The following is a 25,190-nucleotide window of genomic DNA, read 5'->3' as shown; positions in this document are numbered from 1 at the left end:
GGTTTATAAATGCAACTTTTCGGCAAGTGTAAGCGTCATTAACATTTATTTCAAATACAGCTTTAACTGAACTCATCGACATGCAATTGACTGCACACACCGATTACGCGCTCCGCGTATTGATTTATCTGACAATTAACACCGAGAAATTGGTGACCATTACTGAATTGGCCGAGTATTTCGGCATTTCCAGAAACCACTTGGTCAAGGTGGTACACAAACTGGGCGTAAAAGGCTTTGTGCAAACTGTGCGGGGGAAGGGCGGCGGTATTCGGTTATCGCGGCCGGCGCGGGAGATCAGTGTCGGCAATGTGGTACGGGAAGTGGAGGGACACTTTCAGATGGCCGAATGTTTTAATCCCAAGAAACAGGGGCATTGCGCCTTGGAGAATGGTTGCGGCCTTATAGGATTGTTAGGCGGCGCTGTAGAGCAGTTTTTACAGACTTTGGACAAGGCGGTTCTGAGCGATTTGGTGCCAGGGCCCCGGCCGGGTGGCTTGGATGGCGTACCGCTAAAACAGGGTTGAGGCATCGCAATGTGTAGGATGGGTAGAGGCGATAGCCGAAACCCATCGCATCAGTTTGAGGATACTTGATGGGTTTCGGCTATCGCCTCTACCCATCCTACCGTTGTCAATAAAATCCGTTGGCAGCTATTTACCCAGAATGCTAGTTCCTCCGTTTCAACCTGTCCTTGGGCTGGTTTTGTTCGATTAGCGGTAGGCTCCAACAAACGGATTGCTGCGCATTTCCACGCCAAAGGTAGACATCGGGCCATGGCCGGGGATGAATTTCACATCTTCGCCCAAGGGCCAGAGTTTTAATTCAATCGAGTCGATCAAAGTTTGATGGTCGCCTTTGGGGAAATCGGTGCGACCGATCGAGCCTTTGAATAACACATCCCCAACCAGCGCCAAGCGCTGTGCCTCGCTGAAGAACACCACATGGCCGGGCGTATGACCAGGGCAGTGGATCACTTGTAACTCTGCGTCTCCCACCTTTACCGTATCGCCGTCGTTCAACCAACGTTGAGGAGTAAAGCTTTTCGATTCCGGAAAACCGAACATCCGGCATTGCTGCGCCAAGGCCTCGATCCAGAAGTTATCTTCAATTTGCGGGCCGATTATCGGCAACGAGAGTTTTTCGGCCAACTCCGCAACACCGCCAACATGATCGAGATGGCCGTGGGTGACCAGTATCGATTCCAACGCCACGCCTTGTTTTTTGACTTCCTTCAGCAATACATCAAGGTCGCCGCCCGGATCGACCAGAGCGGCTTTATGGGTTTGTTCGCAGACCAGTAAGGTGCAGTTTTGTTGATAGGCGGTGACGGGAATAATGGTGTAGCGCATGAAATCGATGATTGCTGGAAGTTGGACTCCCGCTTGCGCGGGAGTGATGGATCAGTAAGTTAGATATTTAGTAATAAATGCGCCGGCGCTTCCAGACATTCCTTGATGATGCCCAAAAACTGCACCGCTTCCTTGCCGTCCACCAAGCGATGGTCGTAGGACAAAGCCAGGTACATGATAGGCCGGATCACGATCTCGCCGTTTTCTACCACCGGCCGGTCTTTGATCGCATGCATACCTAAAATCGCGCATTGCGGCGGATTCAGGATGGGTGTAGAGAGCATGGAGCCGAAAATTCCGCCATTCGTGATGGTAAAGGTACCGCCGCTCAGGTCTTCGACACTGATCGAGCCATTACGGGCTTTATTTCCGAAGTCGTGTATGCCTTTTTCGATGCCGGCAAAATCCAGCTGATCAGCGTCGCGCAAAATCGGCACGATTAAGCCGCGCGGCGTGGTGACGGCGATACCGATGTCGTAGTAGCCGTGGTAGATAATATCGCTGCCGTCGATGGATGCGTTAATGGCCGGGAAGCGTTTTAAGCCTTCAATGGATGCCTTGACGAAGAAGGACATGAAACCCAGCTTGATGCTGTGCTTGGTTTCGAAACGATCTTTGTAGTGATTACGCAGATCGATGACGGCGCTTAGGTTGACTTCGTTAAAGGTGGTCAGCATCGCCGCGTTTTGCTGGGCTTGCAGTAATCGTTCCGCGACTTTGGCGCGCAAACGGGTCATCGGCACCCGCTGTTCTGGCCGTAGGCTAGCGACGGCTGTGGCCGATAACGGCGAGTGGGTTTCCGCTACCGGCGCGGGTGCCGGAGCAGGTGGCGTCTCTTTCGCTTGCTCGTTCAAGAAATCCAAGACATCGGTTTTCAGAATCCGGCCGTGTTTTCCGGAGCCGGCGATGGCTTGCGGATCAAGGTCTTTTTCGGCGACCAATTTGCGAACGGAAGGGCTAAGGACGGCTTCTTCGGTTTTTTCGGTTACCTGAGCCGGTTTGGCTTGCTGGGCGTCCAGTTTGGCTAGTAGTTGACCGCCGACCACGGTTTCGCCGTCTTGTACCACCAGTTCCACCAGCGTGCCGGATTTGGGTGCCGGTACTTCCAAGATGACCTTGTCGGTTTCGAGATCGGCCAGATTGTCGCCTTCGTTGACCCATTCGCCGGCCTGTTTGTGCCATGCGACTAGGGTGGCATCGGATACGGATTCGGGAAGGCTGGGGACCAGTATTTCAAAGCTCATGTGTATTTCCTTCGTTGCTGCCATAGAGCGCGGCGTTTACCACGGCGCGTTGTTCGTTGAGATGGGTTTTGTAATTGCCGACCGCCGGTGATGCCGACGCGACCCGGCCGGCATAGCTGATCGGGATATTCTTGTCTAGCAAATCGAAAAAATGGTGCTTGCTTTGGTACCAGGCGCCCTGGTTTTTCGGTTCTTCCTGACACCAGACAATATGTTCGATATTGGGGTATTTGTCGATTTCGCGTTTGAATTGCTCGTTCGGAAAAGGGTAGAGCTGCTCGATACGAATAATCGCAACATGGCGCAGTTGCTCCTGATCCAGGCGGCGAGCTTCCAACAAATCGAAATATACCTTGCCGGCGCACAATACGATGCGCGTGACGTGGTAGGGATCGATATCGTCCTGTTCGCCTATCACGTTCAAAAATTCGCCATGGGTCAAGTCGCTCAGCGTCGATACCGCTAGCTTGTGTCTTAGCAGGCTTTTCGGACTCATGACGATAAGCGGTTTGCGATATTGCCGCAGCATCTGTCGACGGAGCAAATGAAAAATTTGCGCCGGTGTGGTGGGGACGCAGACTTGGATATTGTGGTCGGCACATAGCTGTAAATAACGCTCCAGGCGGGCCGATGAATGTTCCGGGCCTTGGCCTTCAAAACCATGCGGTAACAACATCACCAAGCCGCTAAGCTTGCCCCATTTGGTTTCGCCGGAGGAAATGAATTGGTCGATTACCACTTGCGCACCGTTGGCAAAATCGCCGAATTGCGCTTCCCAGATCACCAGTTTATTCGGTTCGGTGGAGCTGTAACCGTATTCAAAACCCAACACGCCGGCTTCCGAGAGCAGCGAGTTGAAGATTTGCGCGCGGCCCTGGTCTTCACTTAGGTGTTTGAGCGGGATGTAGTTTTCGCCGTTGGCCTGGTTCAGCAAAATGGCGTGGCGATGCGAGAACGTGCCGCGGCCGATGTCCTGGCCGGTCAAGCGCATATGGTATTTTTCCAATAGTAGCGTCGCATAAGCCAAATTTTCCGCAAAGCCCCAATCCATTGGAATTTCGCCGGCCGCCATTTTATTGCGGTCTTCCATGACTTTGGCGACTCTGGGATGCAGTTCAAAACCTTCCGGCAAGCTTTGCAAACGCTGGTTGCAGAATTGGAGATGCTCCAAGCTTATTGAGGTGTCGGCCGGCGTGTCCCAATGTTTGTTTTGATAAGGTACCCAGCGCGCCGAGTATGAATAAACGTTGTTTTCGATAATCGGCCGCGATACCGGTTGGCCTTCGTTGAGCAGTTGTTGGTAATCCTGCTCCATTTTCTGCACCATGTCTTCCGTGACCACGCCTTCCGCAATTAATTTTTGCGCATAGATTTGCGGAGGGGTTTGATGGTCACGGATGGATTTGTACATCATCGGCTGGGTAGCCGCGGGTTCGTCCGCCTCGTTGTGACCATGGCGGCGGTAGCAAATTAAGTCGATAACCACATCTTTATGAAACGTGTTCCGGTAATCCAATGCCAATTGCGTGATGAAAATCACCGCCTCCGGATCGTCGCCGTTGACGTGAAATACCGGTGCTTGAATCATGTTGGCTACGTCGGTGCAATACAGTGTGGAACGCGCGTCGAACGGGTTGCTGGTCGTAAAACCAATTTGATTGTTGATAACAATATGCACGGTGCCGCCGGTGGAGAAGGCGCGCGTTTCCGACATATTCAAGGTTTCCATCACAATGCCCTGGCCGGCAAAAGCGGCGTCACCGTGAATCAATATCGGCAAGATCGCGTCAAAACCATCCGGGCCGTGCCGATCTTGGCGGGCTTTTACCGAGCCTTCCACCACCGGATTGATGATTTCCAAATGCGAGGGGTTGAAGGCCAGCGTCAAATGAATCGGGCCGCCCGGTGTGGCAATATTGGACGAAAAGCCTTGATGGTATTTGACATCGCCGGTTAGTACGCCGGGCGAGGACGTATGGGTGCCTTCGAATTCGCCGAACAGTACAGCCGGACTTTTGCCCAATATATTAATAAGTACGTTCAAACGGCCACGGTGGGCCATGCCGATCACGATTTCCTTACCTTTGTGTTCGCCTGCGCGTTGAATCAATTCGTCCAGCACTGGAATCAAAGACTCGCCGCCTTCCAGCGAAAAGCGTTTTTGGCCGACATATTTGCGGTGCAGGAATTTTTCCAGGCCTTCTGCGGCAATCAACAACTTTAACAGCCATTGGCGCTTTTCCGGGTGGCTGCTGAAATCCGGTTTCGCGCCTTCCAGTTTATCCTTGATCCAGCGTTTCTTTTCGTCATCGACGATGTGCATGTATTCGCTGCCGATGCTGCCGCAGTAAATCTCGTTAAGCGTTTGAATAATCGCTTTTAGGGGCAAGCGATCAACGCCGCACAAGCCGCCGGTGTCGAACAGCGTGCTCATATCCGCATCGGTCAAACCATAATATATAGGTTCCAAGTCGGCGGGGATGCTTTGCGATTGGCCAAGCGGATTGTTGGACGCTATCTGATGGCCTTTGACCCGGTAATGATTGATCAAGCGGGCTACCGCTGATTGCTTCTTGACGCTTTGCTCGGTAAACCCCTGCATTCTGGCCAGCCTGCCCGGTTCCGCAATCGCCAGTTTTTCGAAGCGCTCCACAATCACGCTATGCGGTGTGTCTTCGGTGGCACCGCTGCGAATGTGGTCGAAGCGTTGCCGCCAGCTTGGGCTGATGGATTCCGGGTTGCTCAAGTACTGTTCGTACAAGTACTCGATGAAGTGGGCGTTGCCTCCGTACAATGAGGAGGACTCTTCGAATTGTTTAAGCAGGCTACTCATGCAAACATCCAGGTTTTCGGCAAGTTGAACCGATTATGTTAGAACTAAAATGTTATATTACCAAGGACAATGTGTTGTAACGGGCTAGTGCATCAAGTGATTCCAGTTTCATTTGGTTGATTCAATATCGGGAAAAAACATGGCTGATAATAAAGTAGTTATCAAAATTAATTATGATAAGAAACACTCAGGCATAAACACGGAGCCGCAAACGGTAACGGTTTGGCATATTCGCAGGATACTGGTTGCGGTTCTGGCCTTAGTTTTGATAGTAATAGTATTGTTTTCATGGTTTGGCGGCGCTGACGAAGATAGTGATACTCAGATCGATACCACGGAAAAAGTTCAACAATTTAATACCCCGGATGCTGAAATTGTTGAACGGCAAGAGCCGGCGCTAATAGAAAAGCCAGTGCCGGCGATAGTGCCTAAGGAATCAGCCCACTCTGAAAGTGTTAAAAAAATCGACAGTGTTAAAAAGCCGGCGGCGATTATATTGGACCGAAAGGTTATCAGAGCATCTTTAAATACCGAGCCCAAGGATGATGAACCCGGTGAGCCGATTAAGTCTCCGCTGAGAGTTATTCCTAACCAATCCCAGGAAGTTTTTTATTTTAGTGAGATAAAAAACATGAAGGGTAGATCTTTGTTTCATCGATGGTCGCGTAACGGTCAAATCGTGCATCAAAAACAATTGGATATGAAAGATAAAATAACCAAGGTATGGTCTAGTAAAACCCTGTCTGCCAAAGATAAGGGCGAATGGCAAGTACAGTTGACGGATAAGAAAGGCAAGGTATATTCGGAAGTCAATTTTTCAGTAAATTCTGAATAATAGTTTTATTTAGAAACGCCGGGTGATAGAATTGTTTGCGTTTTTTGATTAACGAGGAAAATATGACTGACTTTAATAAACTATCCGAAGCCGAATTACAGGCTGTTATTGATAATGCCGAAAAAGCATTAAAAGAAAGACAATCCAGTAAACGCAAGGAAGTTATTGCGCAAATAAAGGAATTGGCGGCTTCTATTGGCGTAACTGTCGATATTCAAGACGGCGAGAAGAAATCCGAAAGAAAAACCGGTAAAGTTGCGGCTAGGTACCGTAGTCCTGACGATGCATCTTTAACCTGGTCTGGCCGTGGATTGGCGCCGAAATGGATGCAGGAATTGCTGGCTTCCGGTCGCAGTAAAGCCGAGTTTGAAATCAAATAATCTTCGGATTTAAACCGTAGTCTGGTTTATCCAGTCTTTTAAGCGGTTTGCTACCCAGGCTCCATCGTCCAAACATAGATCATGGCCCGCCCACGGGTGCGTGAAGATGTCGATTTGCCATTTGTTATGAATGGCGTCGGAACAAGCCGGTGCGACTAAACGGTCGCCCCGGCCATTCAATAGCAGCAATGGTGTTTCCGGTTTTCTCTGGCTAGGCCGATAGCGTGCCGCGGCTTTCAGCTGTCTGACACCATTAGCAAGGCTGATAGGCCGAACTTGCTGTATGGCGGTCCAGGCCTTGGCCGTTTCCGCGTAGAGGTCTTGCCGGTTACTAACCAGCTGAAGTATCGCTAGTTCCCTGTTGTACAAATCCCTTTCCAGTAATAACTCAATAAACTGCGGATAACTCTGCCAACGCATGCGCCGATAAAACGGGCTTAAACCGGCAAAGCTGGTATTAACCAGCGCGGCTGCGGCGATGTCTTGTGGATAGTTTTGCAACCATTCCCAGGCCACCATACCGCCTAGGGATAATGCGAGTAGCGTCACAGGCTTTGCCAGTAAGCCGTCCGCTAAAGCCTGGCGGCGGACTTGTTCCGTTATCGTTTCGATGCTGTCCGGGCTGGGTTCTCGGTAATATCGGCCGGTGCCTGGCAAATCGATAGTGCTGACGGTCGATTGTGGAAAAGCCTGCTGCAAAAAATCCGGAAAATTTCCCCAATGCGCCGCCTCTCGGCATAACCCACGCAGTAATAGCCAATGTTGCCCGGCTGACTCAGGCATACCAGAGTTCCAATGCTTGTCGCCGATTCTGCTCTTGTTGGTGGTTGTTTAACGCCGCCCATTTTTGCGGGTAGAGCAAGCTGCGGTACAAGAAATCGAAGAGGGTTAGATGCCTGCGCATAATGCGTTGCTGACGATGCGGCAGCAAGGGATGGAACAAGCCATGACGTTGAAATAAATGCGTCGGACTCTTGCGCAGCCACAGCCAGGAGCCCATCTCCAGGGTTAAAGGGAGAAACACCCGCTGTTTGCCATGCCGGTCGATAAAATCGTCATATAGATAATCCCACAAGTCCCCGCTGATAACGTATTCTTGGCTCATAGGCTCTATTTTATAGAAATGGTGCGGGTAGCAGCGATCAAACAATTGTTTTAAGCCATAAGCTTCTGCTATGCCCGGAAACGGCGTCTGACAGGATGCATAGGGAAACCATAATCTATCGTGGATGCCAAACCCCGAATGCAGATCGATAGCAATCGATAACGGTGCATTGAACAGATGTTTATGTACCACTCGGCATAATGCCTGGGCTTCTTTTTCCATTTTCGATTCATCGCCGCGATACCAAGGTAGTTTGGCGCTGAAACGCTGGCCGCTGTATAGCCGGGTGTTGCCGATACTTTCGATGGGCGAATTACGCATCAAATCTACGCCGTGACCGTTACAGCGCGTGCCTCGATAGACGCCCACCGGGTTGACAATGGGTACGAATACCAGCCGCGAATGTTGCAAACGAGCGTTAAATTCCTCGTCCCAATCCAATAATTGCAGGATGGTTTGTAAGTACGCCAGTATGACTTCCGAGCCGATTTTCTCCAGGCCATGCACGCCACCGAAAAAAGCCAATACCGGAACATCCGGACTGGTTGAGCCCAGGCTGAGGCAATGAATGGGAAATTGCCTGTCTTTATAGGTGATTTGCTCGACGATCTCGCAACGGGCGCGGTCGCCGAATTGCTCGATCAGAGTTTCCAGCTGTTCCAGCTCCGGGAATGAACGATTTTCCATGAATTCGCGCAACCCTAACCGGCCAGCGATTTTTCGATGTAGCGTTGTCTTTTCTTGGGCGCGATTTTATCGACCTCCACCATGATCAGGCCGTCGATACAATTATTGAAGTCCGGGTCGATATTGAAGGCGACGAAATGGCAGCCTTTATCGACACATAATTCCACGTATTGTTTATAAAGCGTAGGGACTTTGACGCCCAGTTTTTTTAGTTCGCTATTCAATATTTTGAAACTGGTGGAGTAGTCGGCGCTGAATTCTGTGGCCGCGAACGCTTTGCACTGTTGGGACATCACGAAGGGCGTTCTGGCCTTGGTGTTCTGTAAGTCGGAAGCGAACTGCTGTTGATAAAAACCGATAATCAGTTCTTTCGCGGCCTGCGGGTAGGCATTGCTGATGCTGACCGGGCCGAATAGATATTTGATGTCCGGCCGTTCGCGCAAATAGGCGCCTATACCGTACCAAAGATAATCCAGGCTGTGTTGCCCCCAATAACGCGGCTGCACAAAGCTGCGACCTAGCTCGATGCTGTGAGGTAGATAAGCTTCGAATTCGTTGCGTAAATCGAACAGGGTTTGCGTATAAAAACCGTCTATACCATGGCTGGCCATAATGGCAGGGCCGTCTCCGACCCGGTAGGCACCGACGATTTCCAGATCGTTATCGTCCCACAGCACGATGTGGCTGTAGTAAATGTCGAATTTGTCTAGATCCAATGCTAGGCCGGTGCCTTCTTCGACGGTTCTGAATGTCAGTTCGCGTAAGCGGGCGATTTCCCGCATCACCGGACAATCGTCTTGAAACTGGTATAAAAAGATCTTTTTGCCGTCGCGGGTTTCGCCAAGCAGACGCGATTGGTACAAGGCCTTCTTCACCGCTTTGGTATCGGAAGGATGCACCACGGTGGCGACGGTCTCGAATAGCGCCGGTTTGTTTTTCTTGCCCAGGTTTTGGACGTGCTTGCGAAAGCGCTGACTGAGCTGTTTATTGCTTTCCTCGCTATCGGCAATCACTTGGTAAGGTACCGGCGCGCCGACCATGAATTTGATTTCCTGGCCCTTCTTGTTGAACATCTCCTTAACTAACAGCATCGTGCCCAACGGTTTGTATAGCGTCGAGGCGCTGTAGAACAAGGCCGAGTTCTTGGCTTTGATGAAGATCGGCAGGATAGGGCACTGTGCTCTGCGAGCCAGTTTAATAAAGCCGGATTGCCAGGCGCCGTCGCGGATGCCTTTGGGCGTGATGCGCGAAACCTCGCCGGCCGGGAAGAAAATGATGGCTTCTTCGTTTTCCAGTGCATCCAGCATCACCTTATAAACGTCTTTTAGCTTTTTCTTATCGGACAGTACATCGACCGGCAGAAATATGGATTGCAAAGGCTCCATATGCGACAAGACTCGGTTGGCAACGATACGCACATCGGGCCGCACAGAACGAATCAATTTCACCAAGGCCAAGCCGTCCAGGGTTCCAATTGGGTGATTGGCAACGATCAGCAGACGGCCTTCCGAGGGAATATTGTTATAGCAATCGTTGCTGACTTGATAATTGAATTTGAAGTAATTCAGTAGCTTGTCGAGAAAGGCGAAGCCGCGCAGGTGTTGGTTTTTGCGAATAACGTCGTTGAAATCGTCTTCGTGGATCAGTTTTTTTAAAGCTTGTACGACCAGCTTATTGTCTTTGCCAAATTTAAAGTCGGGATAAGTTTCTTGCAGAATGCGTTCAGCATCGATCATCGCTCAGTGTCCTGGAAAAAGGAGTATGGCGGCGATTCTAGTGGGCAAATATGTCAGAAATATGTCAGCCGCAGGCTGATGAAAATGCCTGGCAGCCAATGGTTGATAAGCCGTAAACGACGTGCCCCAAACGGCAGAGCAGGCTGTTGGTGTGGTTTATTCTTAGCAAAAATTGCGGTTTAGGTGCCGGATGTTGGCGGGCCGAAAGAGGTTATCCAACCCGTTTTTAGTCGTGCTTTCACACAACAACGACGATAATCAGTGAGCTCTCCGGCCGGGTTTCTCCGGCGTCAATACGGTGTTTTGCGGCGGCTGACTGTTGTCCAAATCGGGATAATCCTTGGTGTAATGCAAGCCCCGGCTTTCCTTGCGCTGCTGCGCGCAGCGGATGATCAGTTCGGCGACGATGACCAGATTGCGCAGTTCCAGCAGGTCGCTGGTAATGCGGAACTGGCCGTAGTACTCGGCGATTTCTTCTTTTAGCAACACCAGGCGGTTCATCGCCCGTTCCAGGCGTTTGTTGGTGCGAACGATGCCGACGTAATCCCACATGAAACGGCGCAATTCGTCCCAATTGTGCGCGATTACCACTTCCTCGTCAGAGTCGCCGACTTTGGATTCGTCCCAATCCGGCAGCGGCAGCGGTTCCGGTAATTGCGCGAATCTGCGGCGAATGTCCTGATTGGCTTGTTCGGCGAATACTAGGCATTCCAACAAGGAGTTGCTGGCCATGCGATTGGCGCCGTGCAATCCGGTACAGGCGACCTCGCCGATGGCGTAAAGGCCGGGGATGTCGGTGCGGGCGTTGGCATCGGTTAATACGCCGCCGCAAGTGTAATGCGCAGCCGGTACCACGGGAATCGGTTGCTGACTGATGTCGATGTCCAGTTCCAAACACTGCATATAAATAGTGGGAAAGTGCTTCTGGATGAACTCCCGGGATTTGTGGCTGATGTCCAGATAGACGCATTCGATGCCGTGTTTCTTGATTTCGCTATCGATGGCGCGGGCGACGATATCGCGCGGCGCTAATTCCATACGCTCGTCGTAACGGCGCATGAAGCGCTCGCCGTCGGGCAAGATCAAATGCGCACCTTCGCCGCGCACCGCTTCGCTGATTAAAAACGAACGCGCGGTCGGGTGATACAGGCAGGTGGGATGAAATTGCATGAATTCCATATTGCTGATCCGGCAGCCGGCCCGCCAGGCCAACGCAATCCCGTCTCCGCTGGAAATATGCGGATTAGTTGAATACAGATAAACCTTGTTGGCGCCGCCCGTCGCCAATACCACCACTTTCGCAGCTATCGATTTGATGCTGCCTGATTTGCTGTCCAACACATAGGCGCCGCATATGCGTTGTTCGCTCGCGCCTAATTTGTTGGCGGTGATTAATTCGACAACGTTGTGATATTCCAGCAGGGTAATGTTGGGGTGAGCCTGGGCGCGTTCGATCAACGATAGCGAGACCGCTTTGCCGGTGGCATCGTCGGTGTGAACGATGCGGCGGTGCGAGTGGCCGCCTTCGCGGTTTAAATGCAATTGTTTGGCGCCGTCGGCGTTACGCTCTTCGGTAAAGTTCACGCCTTGTTGACGTAGCCATTCGATGCTTCGACGGCCTTGAGCGACGGTGAGTCTAACGATCTCCGCGTCGCATAGACCGGCGCCGGCGATCAAGGTGTCTTCGATATGCGATTCGATGGAATCGTATTCTTCGTCGAATACCGCGGAGATACCGCCTTGGGCGTAATAAGTGCTGCATTCGGTCAGTGCGAATTTGGCGAGCACCGCGACCTTGTAGGTGTCGGCAAGATGCAGCGCAAGACTCAGGCCGGCGCCGCCGCTGCCGGCGATAAGGATGTCATAATAGGAATCAGCGGTATTGATGGGTTGGTTTGCTGTCAGTGTGGTCAACTTTGCGGCCGGATGAATAGTTTTAGCGTTTTTGAATAATATCTGGTTTTAATCTTGCGGTAATTTTTTTTGTGTTGCCAGAACTAATGAGGTTTAATTCTGTCCACTTCAATATCAAAATAGCGCAGTGAACGAACAAGAAACGAATACCGAAGATCTGGATCAAGAGCTGGTACGCCGTGTGCAGCAAGGCGATAAATCCGCCTTCGATCTTTTGGTGATCAAATACCAGCACAAGATCGTCCACTTGGTGAATCGGTACGTCAAGGATCCGAGCGAAGCTCAGGATGTGGCGCAGGACAGCTTCATCAAGGCTTACCGGGCCTTGGGAGATTTTCGCGGTGACAGCGCCTTTTACACTTGGTTGTATCGCATAGCGATTAACACCGCCAAAAACTATTTGTTGTCGCGTTCGCGCCGTCATTTTGATTACGAGATCGATGTTCAAGATGCCGAACAAGTAGAAAACGCGCCACAACTAAAAGATATAGAAACGCCGGAAAATTTGTTGATGAACGAACAAATCGTGGCGGTCATCAAATCGGCTATCGAGAGGTTACCAGAAGAGATGCGGATTGCAATTACGCTCAGGGAGTTTGAAGGGATGAGTTACGAAGAAATCGCGGAAGCAATGGATTGCCCCATCGGAACGGTACGCTCGCGGATTTTTAGGGCTCGCGAAGCCATAGACCAAAAATTAAACCCATTGCTCGACTAAAGGTGTATCGATGCAAGAACAACTTAACGAAAAACTTTCTCAACTGATAGACGACGAACTGGATAGTCAGCAAGCACTGTCGCTATTAAAAACTTTGCAGAACGACGGTTTGCTGAAAGACAAGTTGCGTCGCTATCAAATTGCCAGTCAAGTCATGAGGAGTGGCGAATATTCTCACGTTACCAGCGATTTTGTGGACAAGATTCACGAACAGATACGCCAAGAACCTACCTATTTCTTACCTCGGAAAAAGTCGGCGGTAAATTGGCAAAAGGCTGCGTTGGCGATTGCCGCGTCGGTAGCACTGGCCGTGGTGTGGGTCAGCACTAAAGTGGATAAGCAAATGCATAACCCTTTCGGCGCGGTCGAGATGGTGGCTCAGGGTAAAGAGGCGTCAGCCGAGGAAATGCATGCTCGATTCAAGGATTATTTGGAAGCTCATGACAACGCGATGTATGTCAATAGCGTGCAAGCGGGGCAACCCTACGCACGGGTGGTGGGCTATCGGCAGGAATAAGCGCGTGAGAGTTTTAAAAGCTTTTTTGCTATGTGTTGTTTGCCAAAGCGCTTTTGCCGAGAAGGATCAAGTGACGGCCCGACAATGGCTGGATCATATGAACCGGGCGATGAAAACCCTAAACTATCGGGGTACCGTGATCTTCATGAAAAACGGTCAGCTCGATACGATGAAATATCAGCATAGTGTTGAAAACGGCGTCGAACAGGAACGCTTGGCTTCTTTGAATTCGCCGATGCGGGAAGTGACGCGTAAATCGAACGAAGTGACTTGCACATTCAAGGAAACCAGTCAAAAAGTGGTCAACCACCATCCGCTGGATAGTTCGTTTATCGTCAATTTGCCGCAGAACACCGCTAACCTGGAAAAAAATTATCAATTAGTTTTGTCGGGTCAGGAATCCATCGCGATGTTGCCGACGCAAATCGTCAGTGTTGAGCCTACCGATGCGCTGCGCTACCCGAGAAAAATCTGGGTGGATACCCAACATTTTTTGCCGCTGAAAGTCGAAGTTTACAATTTGGACGGCAGTATCCTTGAGCAAGTAGTGTTCACCGATTTAATGACCGATTCCGTAGCCGAGCCCCACACCGGCAATGTCGACGACAACAGCTTTCATGTCAAACATATCCACACTGCTCAAGCCGAACCGTTTGAAAACGCCACATTCGTATTGAAGAATTGGCCGGCTGGGTTTGAGCCGGTATTTTTTATTCGCAATTCCATCCAGCAATCTCAAAAAGCCGTAGATCATTTATTGATTAGCGACGGTTTTTCTACGGTGTCGGTGTATCTGGAAGCCAAAGAATCGCAAGGTATGAACGGTTTGCATAGTCTGGGTTCTGTTAATTCGTTCAGTAAGGTGATTGGCGATACCCAATTCACCGTATTGGGTGAAGTACCCGCCAAAACAGTCGAGCTAATTGCTGACGGCATAGCGCTACGTTAGCGTGTCCTTTTTGTAACAAATCAAATGTATGAGTGGAGATTACATGCTTAATAAGCTGTTTTATGGAGTTTTGATATTTTTATTGGCGATTGATGCAAGCTATGCGCAATTACCCGATTTTACCGAAATGGTGAAAACCAATGGGGATGCGGTGGTTAACATCAGCACGACCCAAAAGGCTGCCGACCCGCAAGCCGGCGTCGATCAGCAGCAAATGCCGGAGGATATGCCACCGGAAATGGAAGAGTTTTTTCGACGGTTTTTTCAGGGGCCGGGGCGTGGTAACTCCCCACGGGAGACTAACTCTCTAGGCTCGGGGTTTGTGATTTCCAAAGACGGATACGTCTTGACTAACCACCATGTAGTCAACAATGCCTCCGAGATTGTCGTCAAATTGAAAGATCGCCGGGAGTTGATCGCCAAATTGATCGGCTCCGACGAAAGCACCGATGTGGCCTTGTTGAAGGTAGAGGCCAAAGACCTGCCGGTAGTGGAAGTCGGTTCGCCGGAGCAATTGCAAGTGGGCGAGTGGGTTTTGGCCATCGGTACGCCGTTTGGTTTTGATCAATCCGTCACCGCCGGTATCGTCAGTGCTAAAGGGCGCAGTCTGCCGGATGGCAATTATGTGCCGTTCATCCAAACCGACGTCGCCATCAATCCGGGCAATTCAGGCGGCCCCTTATTCAATATGCAAGGCAAGGTCGTAGGGATTAACTCGCAAATCTACAGCCGTTCCGGCGGCTATATGGGTTTATCGTTTGCGATTCCTATCGATGTGGCGATGAACGTAGTCGACCAAATCAAAAGCAAGGGTAAAGTGTCGCGTGGCTGGTTGGGTGTACAAATTCAGGACGTGACTCGGCAGTTGGCGGAGTCGTTTGGTATGGACCGGCCGCACGGCGCCTTGGTTTCTAAAGTGATACCAGGCGGACCTGCAGAAAAAGCCGGCATTCAAATCGGCGATATTATTGTCGAGTTTAATGGTCAAGTCATTGAAACTTCTGGCGAACTGCCGCCTAGAGTGGGCATGACGCCCATCGATGAAAAAGCCAAGGTTAAAATCATTCGTCAAGGCGATAAGCAGGATCTTAGTGTGAAAATCGGTTTGCTGCCTGCGCAACCTTCCTCTTTGGCAAACGCGCCCGCCGCCGCCCCTGAAGTGGCGGTGAACCGTCTGGGCTTGGCCGTGGCCGATTTAACCGCCGAACAACGTCAACAATCACAGGTGGAAAAGAACGGTGTAATAGTTCAAAAAGTGAACAAAGGTATTGCGATGGATGCCGGTATTCAGCCAGGTGACATTATTTTGCGCATTCAAAATAATGTGGTGCGCGATGCCGCCGAGTTTAATTCCATCGTCGCGAAATTACCGGTTGAAAAATCGATAGCACTTTTGGTACAACGTAACGGCAGTCCGGTGTTTTTAGCGTTTAAAATCGAGAAATAATTGAGGTAACTCAATGCCTACCGCCAGCAATGTAACGCAATTGATCGGCAATACGCCATTAGTGAAATTACATAAAGTCGTGTTGGAAAACTCCGCGACTGTGCTGGCGAAACTGGAATCAAGAAACCCCGGCGGTTCAGTCAAGGACAGAATCGGTCTGGCCATGATTCAGGCCGCCGAGAGAGCGGGTCGCTTACGCAACGGTGGCACTATTGTGGAGCCGACCTCCGGCAATACCGGTATTGCCTTAGCCATGATTGCCGCCGCCCGCGGTTATCATTGTATTTTGACAATGCCCGACACTATGTCGATCGAGCGCCGGCAATTATTGACATTGTATGGTGCGGAAATCGTGTTGACGCCGGGTGCTGAAGGCATGACCGGCGCAATTGCCAAGGCGCAGGAAATAGTCAGACAGACACCGGGGGCATTTATGCCCCATCAATTCGAAAATCCGGCTAACCCTGAAGTTCACAGACAAACCACCGCCCAGGAAATCTGGTCGGCTACCGACGGCCAAGTCGACGCTTTTGTTTGCGGAGTAGGTACCGGCGGTACCATTTCCGGGGTTGCCGACGTGATCAAGAACCGTAAACCGCAATTTCAAGTGATTGCCGTTGAGCCGGCTGAATCCCCGGTCATCTCGGGTGGCACTCATACACCGCACAAAATTCAGGGCATAGGGCCAGGTTTTGTGCCCAAGAATCTGGAAGTCGATCTGCTGGATGGCATCGAATTGGTCACGACCGAGGAAGCCTTTACGATGCGCAAAAGGCTGATCGAAGAAGAGGGCATTATGGCCGGTATTTCCTCCGGTGCCAGTGTTTGCGCGGCGGTACGCGTCGCGGCGCAGATGGGTGCCGGTAAAACCGTGGTGACCATTATTCACGATACCGGTGAGCGCTATTTGAGTATGAGCTAACGCCGTTTTATCCCGCATTCTGCTGGAGCAACAATAATAACAATGACAAATCCCAGCATCAAAATACGTTCCACCGGACTCGGTTATTTTATTAACCGCATTCAAACCCTGTTTGTCAGCATGTTGCGTATCTGGACGATACCCATCGTCCTGATGCTTAGCCTGTCGTCCGGCTTTACCACTTATTACGGTTTATCGCATTTCATTACGCCCTGGATTGCGTTGGTGATTACCGTCGCCATTCAATCCATCATCGTTATCTGTTCTTTGGAAATGGCCGGCATCCATTGGAAAGCCAACAGGATGCGCTACTTTACTGTGGTAGCGTCTCTAGCGGTGGCGATTGCCGCTTCGGTGACTTTTTCCTATTTCAAGTTTTACGAAATATCCGAGCAGGAAACCCTGCATATCAATAGGCTGAATGAGTTAAGGCAGCAAACCAAAAGTTATTTGGACGGCATTCTGCAAGTTAAAAGCCAGATGTTGCACCAACAAAAACTTGATCTGGAAAAAGCTTCGCTGGATGCCAGTCAGGCGTATTTTGGCACCCATAATCAGATCGGGCCCGGCTATAAAAATCAGGTGGGAGAGGGGCCGTTCTGGCGTCACTACAACCAAATTTATCAGGAAAAAAAGCAGGCCTTACAACAGCAGGAACAAGCATTTCAGACGTTGGACAGCAATATTAGGCTGCTGCAAAGTAACCTGAATGAACTGGATGTGACTAACGACAAGGAAGCTACTTATTCACAATTTTTAAAGAATTATCAGGATATTCAACTCGGCGTGAATCAACTGGCCAGCAGCATGGGCTTATCTTTACCCGACGCGCCCTTGCTAATGACCTATAAACAGTTTGTCGAAGAAGTTAAACCCTCGTTTGCGATGTGGCGCGGGTTTTCTTGGTTCGCATTTGCCTGCGCGGCGATGGTGGATTTTTTCACGGTATTACTGTCTTACCGCTTGGAATTTACCGCACCGGGACCGTTAACGATCCAGGAAGAAGAGCTGGTGTTTGAATGCCTGCGGCAATTCACCGAGTTTCGGATCAACGAAAACGACGAACTGGAAATGGTCATCGAAAAGTCCGACTTGGAAAAAGCCCGGCGCTATTCGGATTGGTCGCGCATGTTCGTGGTCGGCTTGCTGCTCAGTCGCGGCTTCTTGCGTAAAGTGGACGATAGAACCGTGGAGTTTGCGCCGAATCTTTACCCGCTGATTGCGGAAAAAATGTCCGACAAAATCGCCGCGCTTAAACAAAAAGCGGTTGCCGCAGCCAGTGTTGTGAGCCATGAATAGCACCGGTAGCGAATTGGAAATCTGGCTGGCAGGCGGCGATTTATTCGAAGAGTCGCTTGCCGATTCGGCGGAGCAATGGATCGCCGGTTTCGACGCAGACCGGCAAGTGGTGCAGCTAAAACTCGGGCCGTATAAAAAACTTTTTTTACGTCCGAAGAAATTCGTCAAACGCTTCTATCACCACATTCACCCTCTGACGATAGAAAGCTGGCAATACCGGCGGCAGCTGAGTATGTTCGACGATTTTTGCACGGTAGACTTGGCGCTGGATTTGCGCTTTCAGGCTACCTTGGCTTATGTGCTGAAAAACAGCGAAATGCTGCCAACGATTAACCAACACATCAAGCAGTTGTATGCCGACATTATCGACGATGTGGTTAATCTTGAACTGCAAACGCTGGCTGATGGCAACTGGATTCAAACCGGTCTAATTGACACCGAGAAACGCATTGCGCTGGCTATTAACCAAGTGTTGATGCAACAGCATATTCAATCGCAAGCCCTCTGTAGTCTCACTGCCAGCTTTAACGAATTTCCGAGCGTGCAGTTGGGCCGCGACAGTGTTTATCTGAACGTGTTGAAAAAGACTTTTGAGTTGAATGAAGAACGCACCCGAGAGCTATCCCGGCAGCAGCGGTTGCTGGAAGAGGAGGAAATACACGAAAAGCGCCTGCAACTGGAACATTTGCGCCGTGTATCCGAGCTGGAATTGCAGATGCAGGCTCAGGAAGCGGAAAAACAGCGGCGCTTGCTGGAAGACAAACAAGAGCAGCTTAGCCAGCAACTGGAACTTGAGAAGCGTTTGTATGCCGAACAGCTACGCCACGAAAACGAATTAAAGGCTATGCGTCTGGAAGCGGAGTTGCTGGCCCAGGAAACCCAGCAGGTTAGGCAAAGGCTTGCAGAAAGTCAGCAACTTACAGAACAACTGACCCATCAGGCGGAATTGCACGATAAAAAGGTACTTGCCGACATTCGCTTGCAGCAACGCACGCAAAGCTTATGGCAAGAGAATAGTTCAACGAACGAAACAGGGAGTGATCATGCAGAGCAATAAATTGATAGGTGTAAGTTACCGGGTGTTGGTTTTGCTGTTGACCGGCTTGCTGGCGGCTTGCAGCACCACACCGCGTCCGCTGCAATTCCGCACGGAAATCGATTCGCTAGTCGCCGTAAGCGCTCCGCAAAGCAATATGCGATTCTTCGTATTGCCGGGCAATGCCGGCGCCAACGACCAGGATTTGCAGTTTATCGAGTTTAAAACCTATATCGAAAAAGTCCTGGCTAATCGCGGTTACAGCAAGGCCAACAGTATCCAGGACAGCAACTTGGTGATGTTCCTGAGTTACGGTGTCGGTGCCCCGGAAGTGCATCAATACACTTACGAGGTACCGTTGTGGAACGACATGGGTTATTACTATCCGTACCGAATGTCCAGATTTTACAACGGCTATTATCCGGGTTTCGGCGTCGGCGGCTATTCGCAACGGACCGAATCCTATACGACATTTCGGCGCTATCTGGTGCTGGAAGCCTGCGATAAAGAAGCCTATTTGCAACAGCAACAACGCAAACAGCTATGGAAAACCAGCGTGCAAAGTAACGGTTCCAGCAATGACTTACGTCTGGTGTTCCCGTATATGGCGGCGGCAATGCAAGCCTATTTAGGTACTAATACAGGGCACATGATCACTGTGGATATTGACGAAACCAATACCTTGGTGCGTAGCCTGCTTGGCCCATATCAACCGAGCACGCCGCAACCGAGATAAAGATTCGATTTGGTTTTCTGTCGGCTGCTGTGCTTCATTGCAGGCAACATATTGACAACGCCTGGTGGCGGATACAGACTGAGGGCACACCCGCGAAGTTAGGGATTGGATTTGATGTCGAGTATGCGGTTGGCCGAGCCGAAAGTTTAGGGATGAAAGTTAACAATAATAATCAGGAGAGCAGCATGAAAATAATCGTTTTGGGATTTGTCCTGGCTTTCAACAGCTTGGCTGCACACGCTGCAAAATACGGTCTGGAGCCGGGCGATGCGGTACTGACTAATTGTCACGAAATTTATACCCGGGGGGTGGTTAAAGCCAAAGTCGATGACGGCTACACCGTGCACTTTCCCAAAAACGCCGGACCTATCCAGTGTCCGCCGTTTCGTTGGCATGCCGAGTTTGTATTGCCGTTTCAATCGGTTTCGGAGTATCGCCTGAAGTTTCTAGGCGGCTTAAAACGCGACATCCTCTTTCAAGTGGGCGAGCCGGTGACTTTTCGGGTCGATACCGACAGACGCGTTGTCAAAACCAAAGCCAGCATCGACATCGACGCACAGATTACCGATATCAGCAGCAACGGCGCGATAGCCGTGAAATTAATCAGCACCGACCCGGAAGCAGCGGCGACATTTTGGCAATGGATAGGCGGCAATTATGTCGATTTACGGCATAAATATTTGGAACCGGAACGGGATAAAAGATCCCGGTAGTTCCCACAAATCAAGCTAAACACGTTCTTGTAATTGCTAACGCAATAGCCGGCAATTCGTAGCTATCTGCTGATGGACCAACGCATGGATGCAGAAGGAATAGCAACGCATGGTGCAATTCCCTAGCGGATCGCTGAGAGGAGAATTACTTGCTATTCAGTTCCCTGGTTTGCTTATTTTCCTTATTTCCCATACGCTTTTGGTCAAACACACCGAGGGCGCGTCTAATCCGTTTGAAGATGATCGCAAAGCAGGGATTGGCCTGGGGCAGAGTATTGGTAGAGACGCTATGAATTCGGCATTTTTCCATTTGACAAAAGTTGATCGGACCGCCCATCCCGATGCAAGATGACTTCAACATTACCTTGGATCAGCTGCGAATCGGGTTGTATATACACCTCGATCTCAAGTGGTTTGATCACCCATTCTCGTTCAGCCATTTCAAGATAAAGAACGAGGCACAGATCAAGACCCTCCAGAGTCTTGGGCTGAAGTCAATTCGTTACGATCCGGCCCTCAGCGATGTCAATCCGCTGCCAAAAAAACCACAGCAGGTAGAGCAAACACAGGTTGCAACCAAGCCGGATATTTCGCCGGCGCTGGCGACCAAACTGGCGCTAGTCGAGCGAATCCAGCAGCAGCGAGAGGCGGCGGCACGAATCGAAAATGCCTTTATCGATACCGCTAAAACGATACACGGTATCGAGAAAAGCCTGTATACCATGCCGGCGGAGACTTTGCGAAAGGCGACACAATTGGTGGACCAAATTGTCGACTCGCTGCTTTGCGCGCCGGAACTTGCTATACACGTCATGATAGGCAAGGCGGGGGCTGAGGAAATGTATTACCACTCTTTAAATGTCACCATGCTGTCCCTGATGATGGCGCGCGACATCGAATTGCCCCAAGAGGTGGTCGGCACCTTGGGGCTGGGCGCGCTGTTCCACGATATTGGTCATAAGGAGATTCCGTCAAAGATCCTGATGAAAAAGGAGCCGCTCAATCAGGCTGAGCGTCATTTATTCGAAATGCATTGCCAGTACGGCGCGGATATCGGCCGGCGACTGGGGCTTGCACCTGCCGTCTTGGCCATCATCCGCGAACATCATGAACTGTTCGATGGGACCGGCTACCCCAGTAAATTGAAAGGCGAAGCGATCAGTTTGCTTTCCCGCATTGTCGTCATTGCCAACCATTACGATGAACTGTGCAACCCGATGAATATTAACGATGCGCTGACACCTCATGAGGCTCTGTCGACGATGTTCGCCAAGTTGCGCAACAAATTCGATCAGAAGTTGCTTCAGGTCTTCATCCATTGTCTTGGTGTGTATCCGCCGGGCACGATCGTGCAGTTTTCCAATGGCGTGATCGGCATGGTCGTCACCGTCAATACCGCCAAGCCGATGAAACCGCTGGTGCTGATTTACGATGCGGATATTCCCAGGGATGAAGCGATCTTGGTGGATATGGCGTGCGAAGCGGATGCGAATATCGCGAAGGCGATCAGACCGGCGCAGGTTCCGCGGGAAATATACAACTATCTCAGTCCACGCAAACGGGTCAATTATTATTTCGATCCGAACAATCCCGGCCAGGAGCAAAGCGCCAGATGAGCAGCCTCGAACATCTGATGATTGATTGCAGCCAACATATGATGTTGCTGGTTGAACCCAGTGAGTTGCGGATCATCATTGCCAACAAGATGGTCGAGAAGATGCTTGGCTATTCGGAAGCGGAATTGCTGGCCATGGCCATCACGAATATCGAAAGTTCGTTGCAAGACGTCTTTTATTGGGAGGACGTCCGTAACGGCCAATACCAGGATATCGAGACCCAGGACGGACTTTACCAATGCGCCGACGGTTCGATGCTGACGGTGACCAAATCCGTCAAGGTCATTCACCATGAAGGGCGCCCTCTGATTCTGATTCAGGCCAGGGATGTACAGAACGAACACAAGGCCGAGGATGCCCTGGCCCAAATATTGTCGCAACTGCGGGCAACGCTGGAATCGACAGGCAACGGCATTCTGGTCATCGATTGGCATGGCAAGATCGCCAACATGAACCGCCAGTTCAGCAGCATGTGGGGCATTTCCGACGAGTTGCTGCTGGAGAGGGAGGAAGCGGATATTCTCGAGTTCATTGCCGGGCTGGTTGCCGAACCGGAAGTATTGCGTATTCGCCTACAGGAACTCGTCGGCAACAGCGAAACCGAAGATATCCTGAGTCTCAATGATGGCCGGATTTTCGAATGCAGATCGCGGCCGCAATATCTAGGCGAGCACATCATCGGCCGCGTCTTCGGCTTCAACGATATTACCGAACGCAAACGGGCCGAGGAAGCGTTGCGCGATTCCCGAGACGAACTTGAAGAGCAGGTGCGAAAGCGCACTGAATCCCTGCAAATGGCGAATACGCAATTGCTGGCCGAGAAGGCACGTCAAGAGGAGCTTATCGGGCAGCTTGAAGAAACTCAGATGCAACTGCTGCAATCCGAAAAAATGGCTTCGATAGGCCAGCTCGCTGCCGGCGTGGCCCACGAGATCAATAATCCCATTGGCTTCGTCAACTCCAACTTGAGTACCTTGCAGGAGTATGTCGATGGGATGCTCAGACTGTTGGCGGCTTACGAGCGGATCGAAGGGTCGTTGGTGAATGAGGCCTTGGAAAATATTAAGCATCTGAAGCAGGAAATTAATATCGGCTATTTGCGCGAAGATATTGGCGACCTTCTGGCGGAATCCCTCGACGGCTTGCAGCGAGTGCGGCGCATCGTTAAAGATCTGAAGGATTTCTCTCACGTCGGCGAACTGGAACAGCAATCGGCGAATCTTGAGTCGGGTCTCGACAGCACGCTTAACGTGGTATGGAACGAAATCAAGTACAAAGCCGACGTCGTTAAGGAATATGGCGGAATCCCGGAAATCAACTGCATCGCGTCCCAACTTAACCAGGTGTTTATGAACCTGCTGATCAATGCGGTGCAAGCTATCGAGGATCATGGTCGAATTACGCTTCGCACCGCTTATGACGAGCAAAATGTCTGGGTTGAGGTGGAGGATACCGGCAAGGGCATCAAGCCCGAACAGCTCGGAAAAATCTTCGACCCATTTTTTACCACCAAGTCGGTCGGCATGGGCACAGGCCTGGGTCTATCGTTATCCTATGGGATCGTTAAAAAGCACAATGGGCGGATAGAAGTGAAGAGCGAACTCGGTAAGGGCACTTGCTTTCGCGTATGTTTGCCGCGGACTAGCTGACAGGCGTTCCGCCATTTTGCCTATAGGCAATCCGCCATGCTAAACGGTCGCGGTAATCAGGATAATTCGATCCGAATAGCTTGTTTATCTCCAGCGAATTTGCCGTTATGCCTATTCTCCCCGACAAATGGTGAACAGCTGTTGTGTACTGAGAATGGTTCCGGCGGGAGAGTCGGTGATCGTTTCCAATCAGCAATGTTCGAGTTATTTTCTCCATCAATCAAGCTTGGAGCTTGGATGACCGAGAAATTTTCTTGAACGACCGAGCTGCGAGCTCAATTGGCCGAGAAATTTTCTCAATTGACCGAGCTCTGAGCTAGAACGGCCGAGCTATTTTCTCGATCATTCTCACTCAGAACTGCATCGTTCAAGCTCCGAGCTAAAACGTTGGCGTTATTTTGTCCAATGATCGAGAAAAAAGCTTGGCCGTTGCAGAAAATTTGTCCAATGGCCAAGAAAATAAGTCGAATCGGGGAGGGCGATTAGTGAGCGGACGGGGGATTTGCTGCGGCGGTCGCGCTGGTCGATTTTCTGGCGAAGCGGCGACTCAAACCGTCCAGGTGTTGTTCCAGGGCGCCATTCTTGCCGGCCAGTTTCGCCGCTTGGTATACCAGCAAGGTTTGACTATAAGCGTCGCAGCCCGCCGCCAAAAACGTATCCTCCAACCGGCCTTGCAGTTGGCCCAAGGCCAACACCAGCGGCTCTAACTGCCGAACTAAGGTCACGTCGCGCTGATATTCGTCCAAATCGAAATTGCGCGGCAAGATGCCCGGATTTTGCACGGCCAACACCAAGCCTTGGTCCACAAACGCCCGGCTCTTGTCACCCAGCTTGGGCAAGGCCCGGCGCTCGTCGGCGTTTAAATCGATCAAAAACGGTAACAGGTTTTGAATTTGACCGATCAAACCCATCACGGCATTCTGCTGGTCGGCGGACAATTCGCCCTTGACTAAATCGTTGTTCATAATCGCTCCTGGTCCAAAAAATTGATACTGGGATGCCTGTCGATGTTTGTATCGAACGGATCGAATCCCAGTAATTTAAGGTGAGGGTAGAGAGATAGCAGTCGCTGCATGCTTAAACTGCTTATTTAAACAACCGATCAGCAAAGCATGACGAATAAACGTCTAAAATGATTCGCCTTTCGGTTGCCGGCTGAGTGTAGTGGAAAATCGGCAAGGATTCAAACCTATCCGAACCCGAATATTAAGAGGGGTTGATTTGTTAACGGATTTAAATTTGATCGCAATGCCGACGAGCCGTTTGGTTGGGCTGATGGCTATCCAGTTCAAATGCTCCCGTTCGGCCAAAACCGGCCTCTGATTCAGCGAATGGCAGCTTTTCGGCAAGTAACCTTACATCCTCTTTGGCTCGACCTGGCCAAAAGGTGTCACCCAATCGTAGATCGCGAGCGGCTAACGATGTTCCTAAGCCCTCATTCAGGCAAATTCAATTTTTCTATGACTAATGGAGGAATTGATATGGGCGTCCAGCGGCCAAAC

The 25,190-nt window shown here is 50.7% G+C and carries 23 protein-coding genes; 15 read left to right on the top strand and 8 right to left on the bottom strand.

Features of this window, described 5'->3' with window-relative positions:
* Nucleotides 1–80 precede the first annotated feature (80 nt).
* On the top strand, nt 81–527 hold the full coding sequence (locus tag G006_RS0105605) for an Rrf2 family transcriptional regulator (protein WP_020482192.1): 447 nt from the start codon (nt 81–83) through the stop codon (nt 525–527).
* A gap of 186 nt (nt 528–713) precedes the next feature.
* Here the strand turns inward: G006_RS0105605 and G006_RS0105600 are convergent, their stop codons facing one another.
* The 3 genes from G006_RS0105600 to G006_RS0105590 are packed head-to-tail and all read right to left on the bottom strand — an operon-like array spanning nt 714 to nt 5,429.
* Complete coding sequence (locus G006_RS0105600) at nt 714–1,352, bottom strand: MBL fold metallo-hydrolase (protein ID WP_020482191.1); 639 nt, start codon at nt 1,350–1,352, stop codon at nt 714–716.
* A gap of 59 nt (nt 1,353–1,411) precedes the next feature.
* Nucleotides 1,412–2,596: a 2-oxoglutarate dehydrogenase complex dihydrolipoyllysine-residue succinyltransferase gene (gene odhB / locus G006_RS0105595; protein WP_020482190.1), complete on the bottom strand. Its 1,185-nt coding sequence runs from the start codon at nt 2,594–2,596 to the stop codon at nt 1,412–1,414.
* Entirely contained in the window at nt 2,586–5,429 is a 2,844-nt protein-coding gene (locus G006_RS0105590; protein WP_020482189.1) for a 2-oxoglutarate dehydrogenase E1 component, read from the bottom strand. Before G006_RS0105590 ends, odhB begins: the two co-directional genes overlap by 11 nt.
* Nucleotides 5,430–5,568: 139 nt before the next feature.
* On the opposite strand from G006_RS0105590, the gene G006_RS0105585 reads away from it, so the two are divergent.
* Together G006_RS0105585 and G006_RS0105580 are read left to right on the top strand one after the other, a co-directional pair.
* Nucleotides 5,569–6,264 (top strand): DUF2914 domain-containing protein, encoded by a 696-nt coding sequence (locus G006_RS0105585; protein WP_020482188.1) that lies wholly within the window; start codon nt 5,569–5,571, stop codon nt 6,262–6,264.
* Between the two features lie 62 nt (nt 6,265–6,326).
* On the top strand, nt 6,327–6,644 hold the full coding sequence (locus G006_RS0105580) for an H-NS histone family protein (protein ID WP_020482187.1): 318 nt from the start codon (nt 6,327–6,329) through the stop codon (nt 6,642–6,644).
* 9 nt (nt 6,645–6,653) lie between these two features.
* Here the strand turns inward: G006_RS0105580 and G006_RS0105575 are convergent, their stop codons facing one another.
* The 4 genes from G006_RS0105575 to nadB all read right to left on the bottom strand — a co-directional run bounded on the left by G006_RS0105575 (nt 6,654) and on the right by nadB (nt 12,086).
* Entirely contained in the window at nt 6,654–7,427 is a 774-nt protein-coding gene (locus tag G006_RS0105575; protein ID WP_020482186.1) for an alpha/beta fold hydrolase, read from the bottom strand.
* Entirely contained in the window at nt 7,420–8,436 is a 1,017-nt protein-coding gene (locus tag G006_RS0105570; RefSeq protein WP_020482185.1) for a M14 family zinc carboxypeptidase, read from the bottom strand. Before G006_RS0105570 ends, G006_RS0105575 begins: the two co-directional genes overlap by 8 nt.
* 14 nt (nt 8,437–8,450) lie before the next feature.
* The gene (locus G006_RS0105565; RefSeq protein ID WP_020482184.1) at nt 8,451–10,172 is read right to left on the bottom strand and encodes a lysophospholipid acyltransferase family protein; all 1,722 of its coding nucleotides are present in this window, start codon (nt 10,170–10,172) and stop codon (nt 8,451–8,453) included.
* 258 nt (nt 10,173–10,430) lie between these two features.
* Nucleotides 10,431–12,086 (bottom strand): L-aspartate oxidase, encoded by a 1,656-nt coding sequence (gene nadB / locus G006_RS0105560; protein WP_020482183.1) that lies wholly within the window; start codon nt 12,084–12,086, stop codon nt 10,431–10,433.
* A 127-nt stretch (nt 12,087–12,213) separates the two neighbouring features.
* Here nadB and rpoE point away from each other — a divergent pair, with 127 nt between their 5' ends.
* The 12 genes from rpoE (at nt 12,214) to G006_RS29405 (ending at nt 23,688) form a co-directional block, all read left to right on the top strand.
* Entirely contained in the window at nt 12,214–12,804 is a 591-nt protein-coding gene (gene rpoE / locus G006_RS0105555) for an RNA polymerase sigma factor RpoE (protein WP_020482182.1), read from the top strand.
* Between the two features lie 10 nt (nt 12,805–12,814).
* Nucleotides 12,815–13,321 carry a sigma-E factor negative regulatory protein gene (locus G006_RS0105550; RefSeq protein ID WP_020482181.1) on the top strand — a complete coding sequence of 169 codons (507 nt, stop codon included), beginning with the start codon at nt 12,815–12,817 and terminating at the stop codon, nt 13,319–13,321.
* 4 nt (nt 13,322–13,325) lie between these two features.
* A complete protein-coding gene (locus G006_RS0105545) occupies nt 13,326–14,270 on the top strand; it encodes a MucB/RseB C-terminal domain-containing protein (RefSeq protein ID WP_020482180.1) in 945 nt (314 codons plus the stop codon).
* 43 nt (nt 14,271–14,313) lie between these two features.
* Nucleotides 14,314–15,717, top strand: a complete 1,404-nt coding sequence (locus G006_RS0105540) for a DegQ family serine endoprotease (protein WP_020482179.1) — start codon at nt 14,314–14,316, stop codon at nt 15,715–15,717.
* Nucleotides 15,718–15,730: 13 nt separating this feature from the next.
* On the top strand, nt 15,731–16,639 hold the full coding sequence (gene cysK, locus G006_RS0105535) for a cysteine synthase A (protein ID WP_020482178.1): 909 nt from the start codon (nt 15,731–15,733) through the stop codon (nt 16,637–16,639).
* A 42-nt stretch (nt 16,640–16,681) separates the two neighbouring features.
* Nucleotides 16,682–17,938, top strand: coding sequence for a hypothetical protein (locus G006_RS0105530; RefSeq protein ID WP_020482177.1), 1,257 nt, complete (start codon nt 16,682–16,684; stop codon nt 17,936–17,938).
* Complete coding sequence (locus tag G006_RS0105525; protein ID WP_020482176.1) at nt 17,931–18,995, top strand: hypothetical protein; 1,065 nt, start codon at nt 17,931–17,933, stop codon at nt 18,993–18,995. The genes G006_RS0105530 and G006_RS0105525 overlap by 8 nt, the downstream gene beginning before the upstream one ends.
* Complete coding sequence (locus tag G006_RS0105520; protein WP_020482175.1) at nt 18,982–19,710, top strand: hypothetical protein; 729 nt, start codon at nt 18,982–18,984, stop codon at nt 19,708–19,710. The genes G006_RS0105525 and G006_RS0105520 overlap by 14 nt, the downstream gene beginning before the upstream one ends.
* Nucleotides 19,711–19,895: 185 nt before the next feature.
* Nucleotides 19,896–20,423, top strand: coding sequence for a hypothetical protein (locus G006_RS0105515; protein ID WP_152428808.1), 528 nt, complete (start codon nt 19,896–19,898; stop codon nt 20,421–20,423).
* A gap of 109 nt (nt 20,424–20,532) precedes the next feature.
* Complete coding sequence (locus tag G006_RS0105510) at nt 20,533–20,775, top strand: hypothetical protein (RefSeq protein WP_020482173.1); 243 nt, start codon at nt 20,533–20,535, stop codon at nt 20,773–20,775.
* Nucleotides 20,765–22,039: an HD-GYP domain-containing protein gene (locus G006_RS0105505; RefSeq protein WP_020482172.1), complete on the top strand. Its 1,275-nt coding sequence runs from the start codon at nt 20,765–20,767 to the stop codon at nt 22,037–22,039. The genes G006_RS0105510 and G006_RS0105505 overlap by 11 nt, the downstream gene beginning before the upstream one ends.
* On the top strand, nt 22,036–23,688 hold the full coding sequence (locus G006_RS29405) for an ATP-binding protein (protein ID WP_020482171.1): 1,653 nt from the start codon (nt 22,036–22,038) through the stop codon (nt 23,686–23,688). The genes G006_RS0105505 and G006_RS29405 overlap by 4 nt, the downstream gene beginning before the upstream one ends.
* Nucleotides 23,689–24,170: 482 nt before the next feature.
* On the opposite strand, the gene G006_RS0105495 is transcribed toward G006_RS29405, so the two are convergent.
* Complete coding sequence (locus G006_RS0105495) at nt 24,171–24,653, bottom strand: hypothetical protein (protein WP_020482170.1); 483 nt, start codon at nt 24,651–24,653, stop codon at nt 24,171–24,173.
* Nucleotides 24,654–25,190 lie beyond the last annotated feature (537 nt).

The sequence above is a fragment of the Methylomonas sp. MK1 genome (genome assembly GCF_000365425.1).
In the GTDB taxonomy this organism is placed as follows: domain Bacteria; phylum Pseudomonadota; class Gammaproteobacteria; order Methylococcales; family Methylomonadaceae; genus Methylomonas.
The sequence above is the reverse complement of the archived record's forward strand: the minus strand, read 5'-3'. Positions and strand labels throughout refer to the sequence as shown.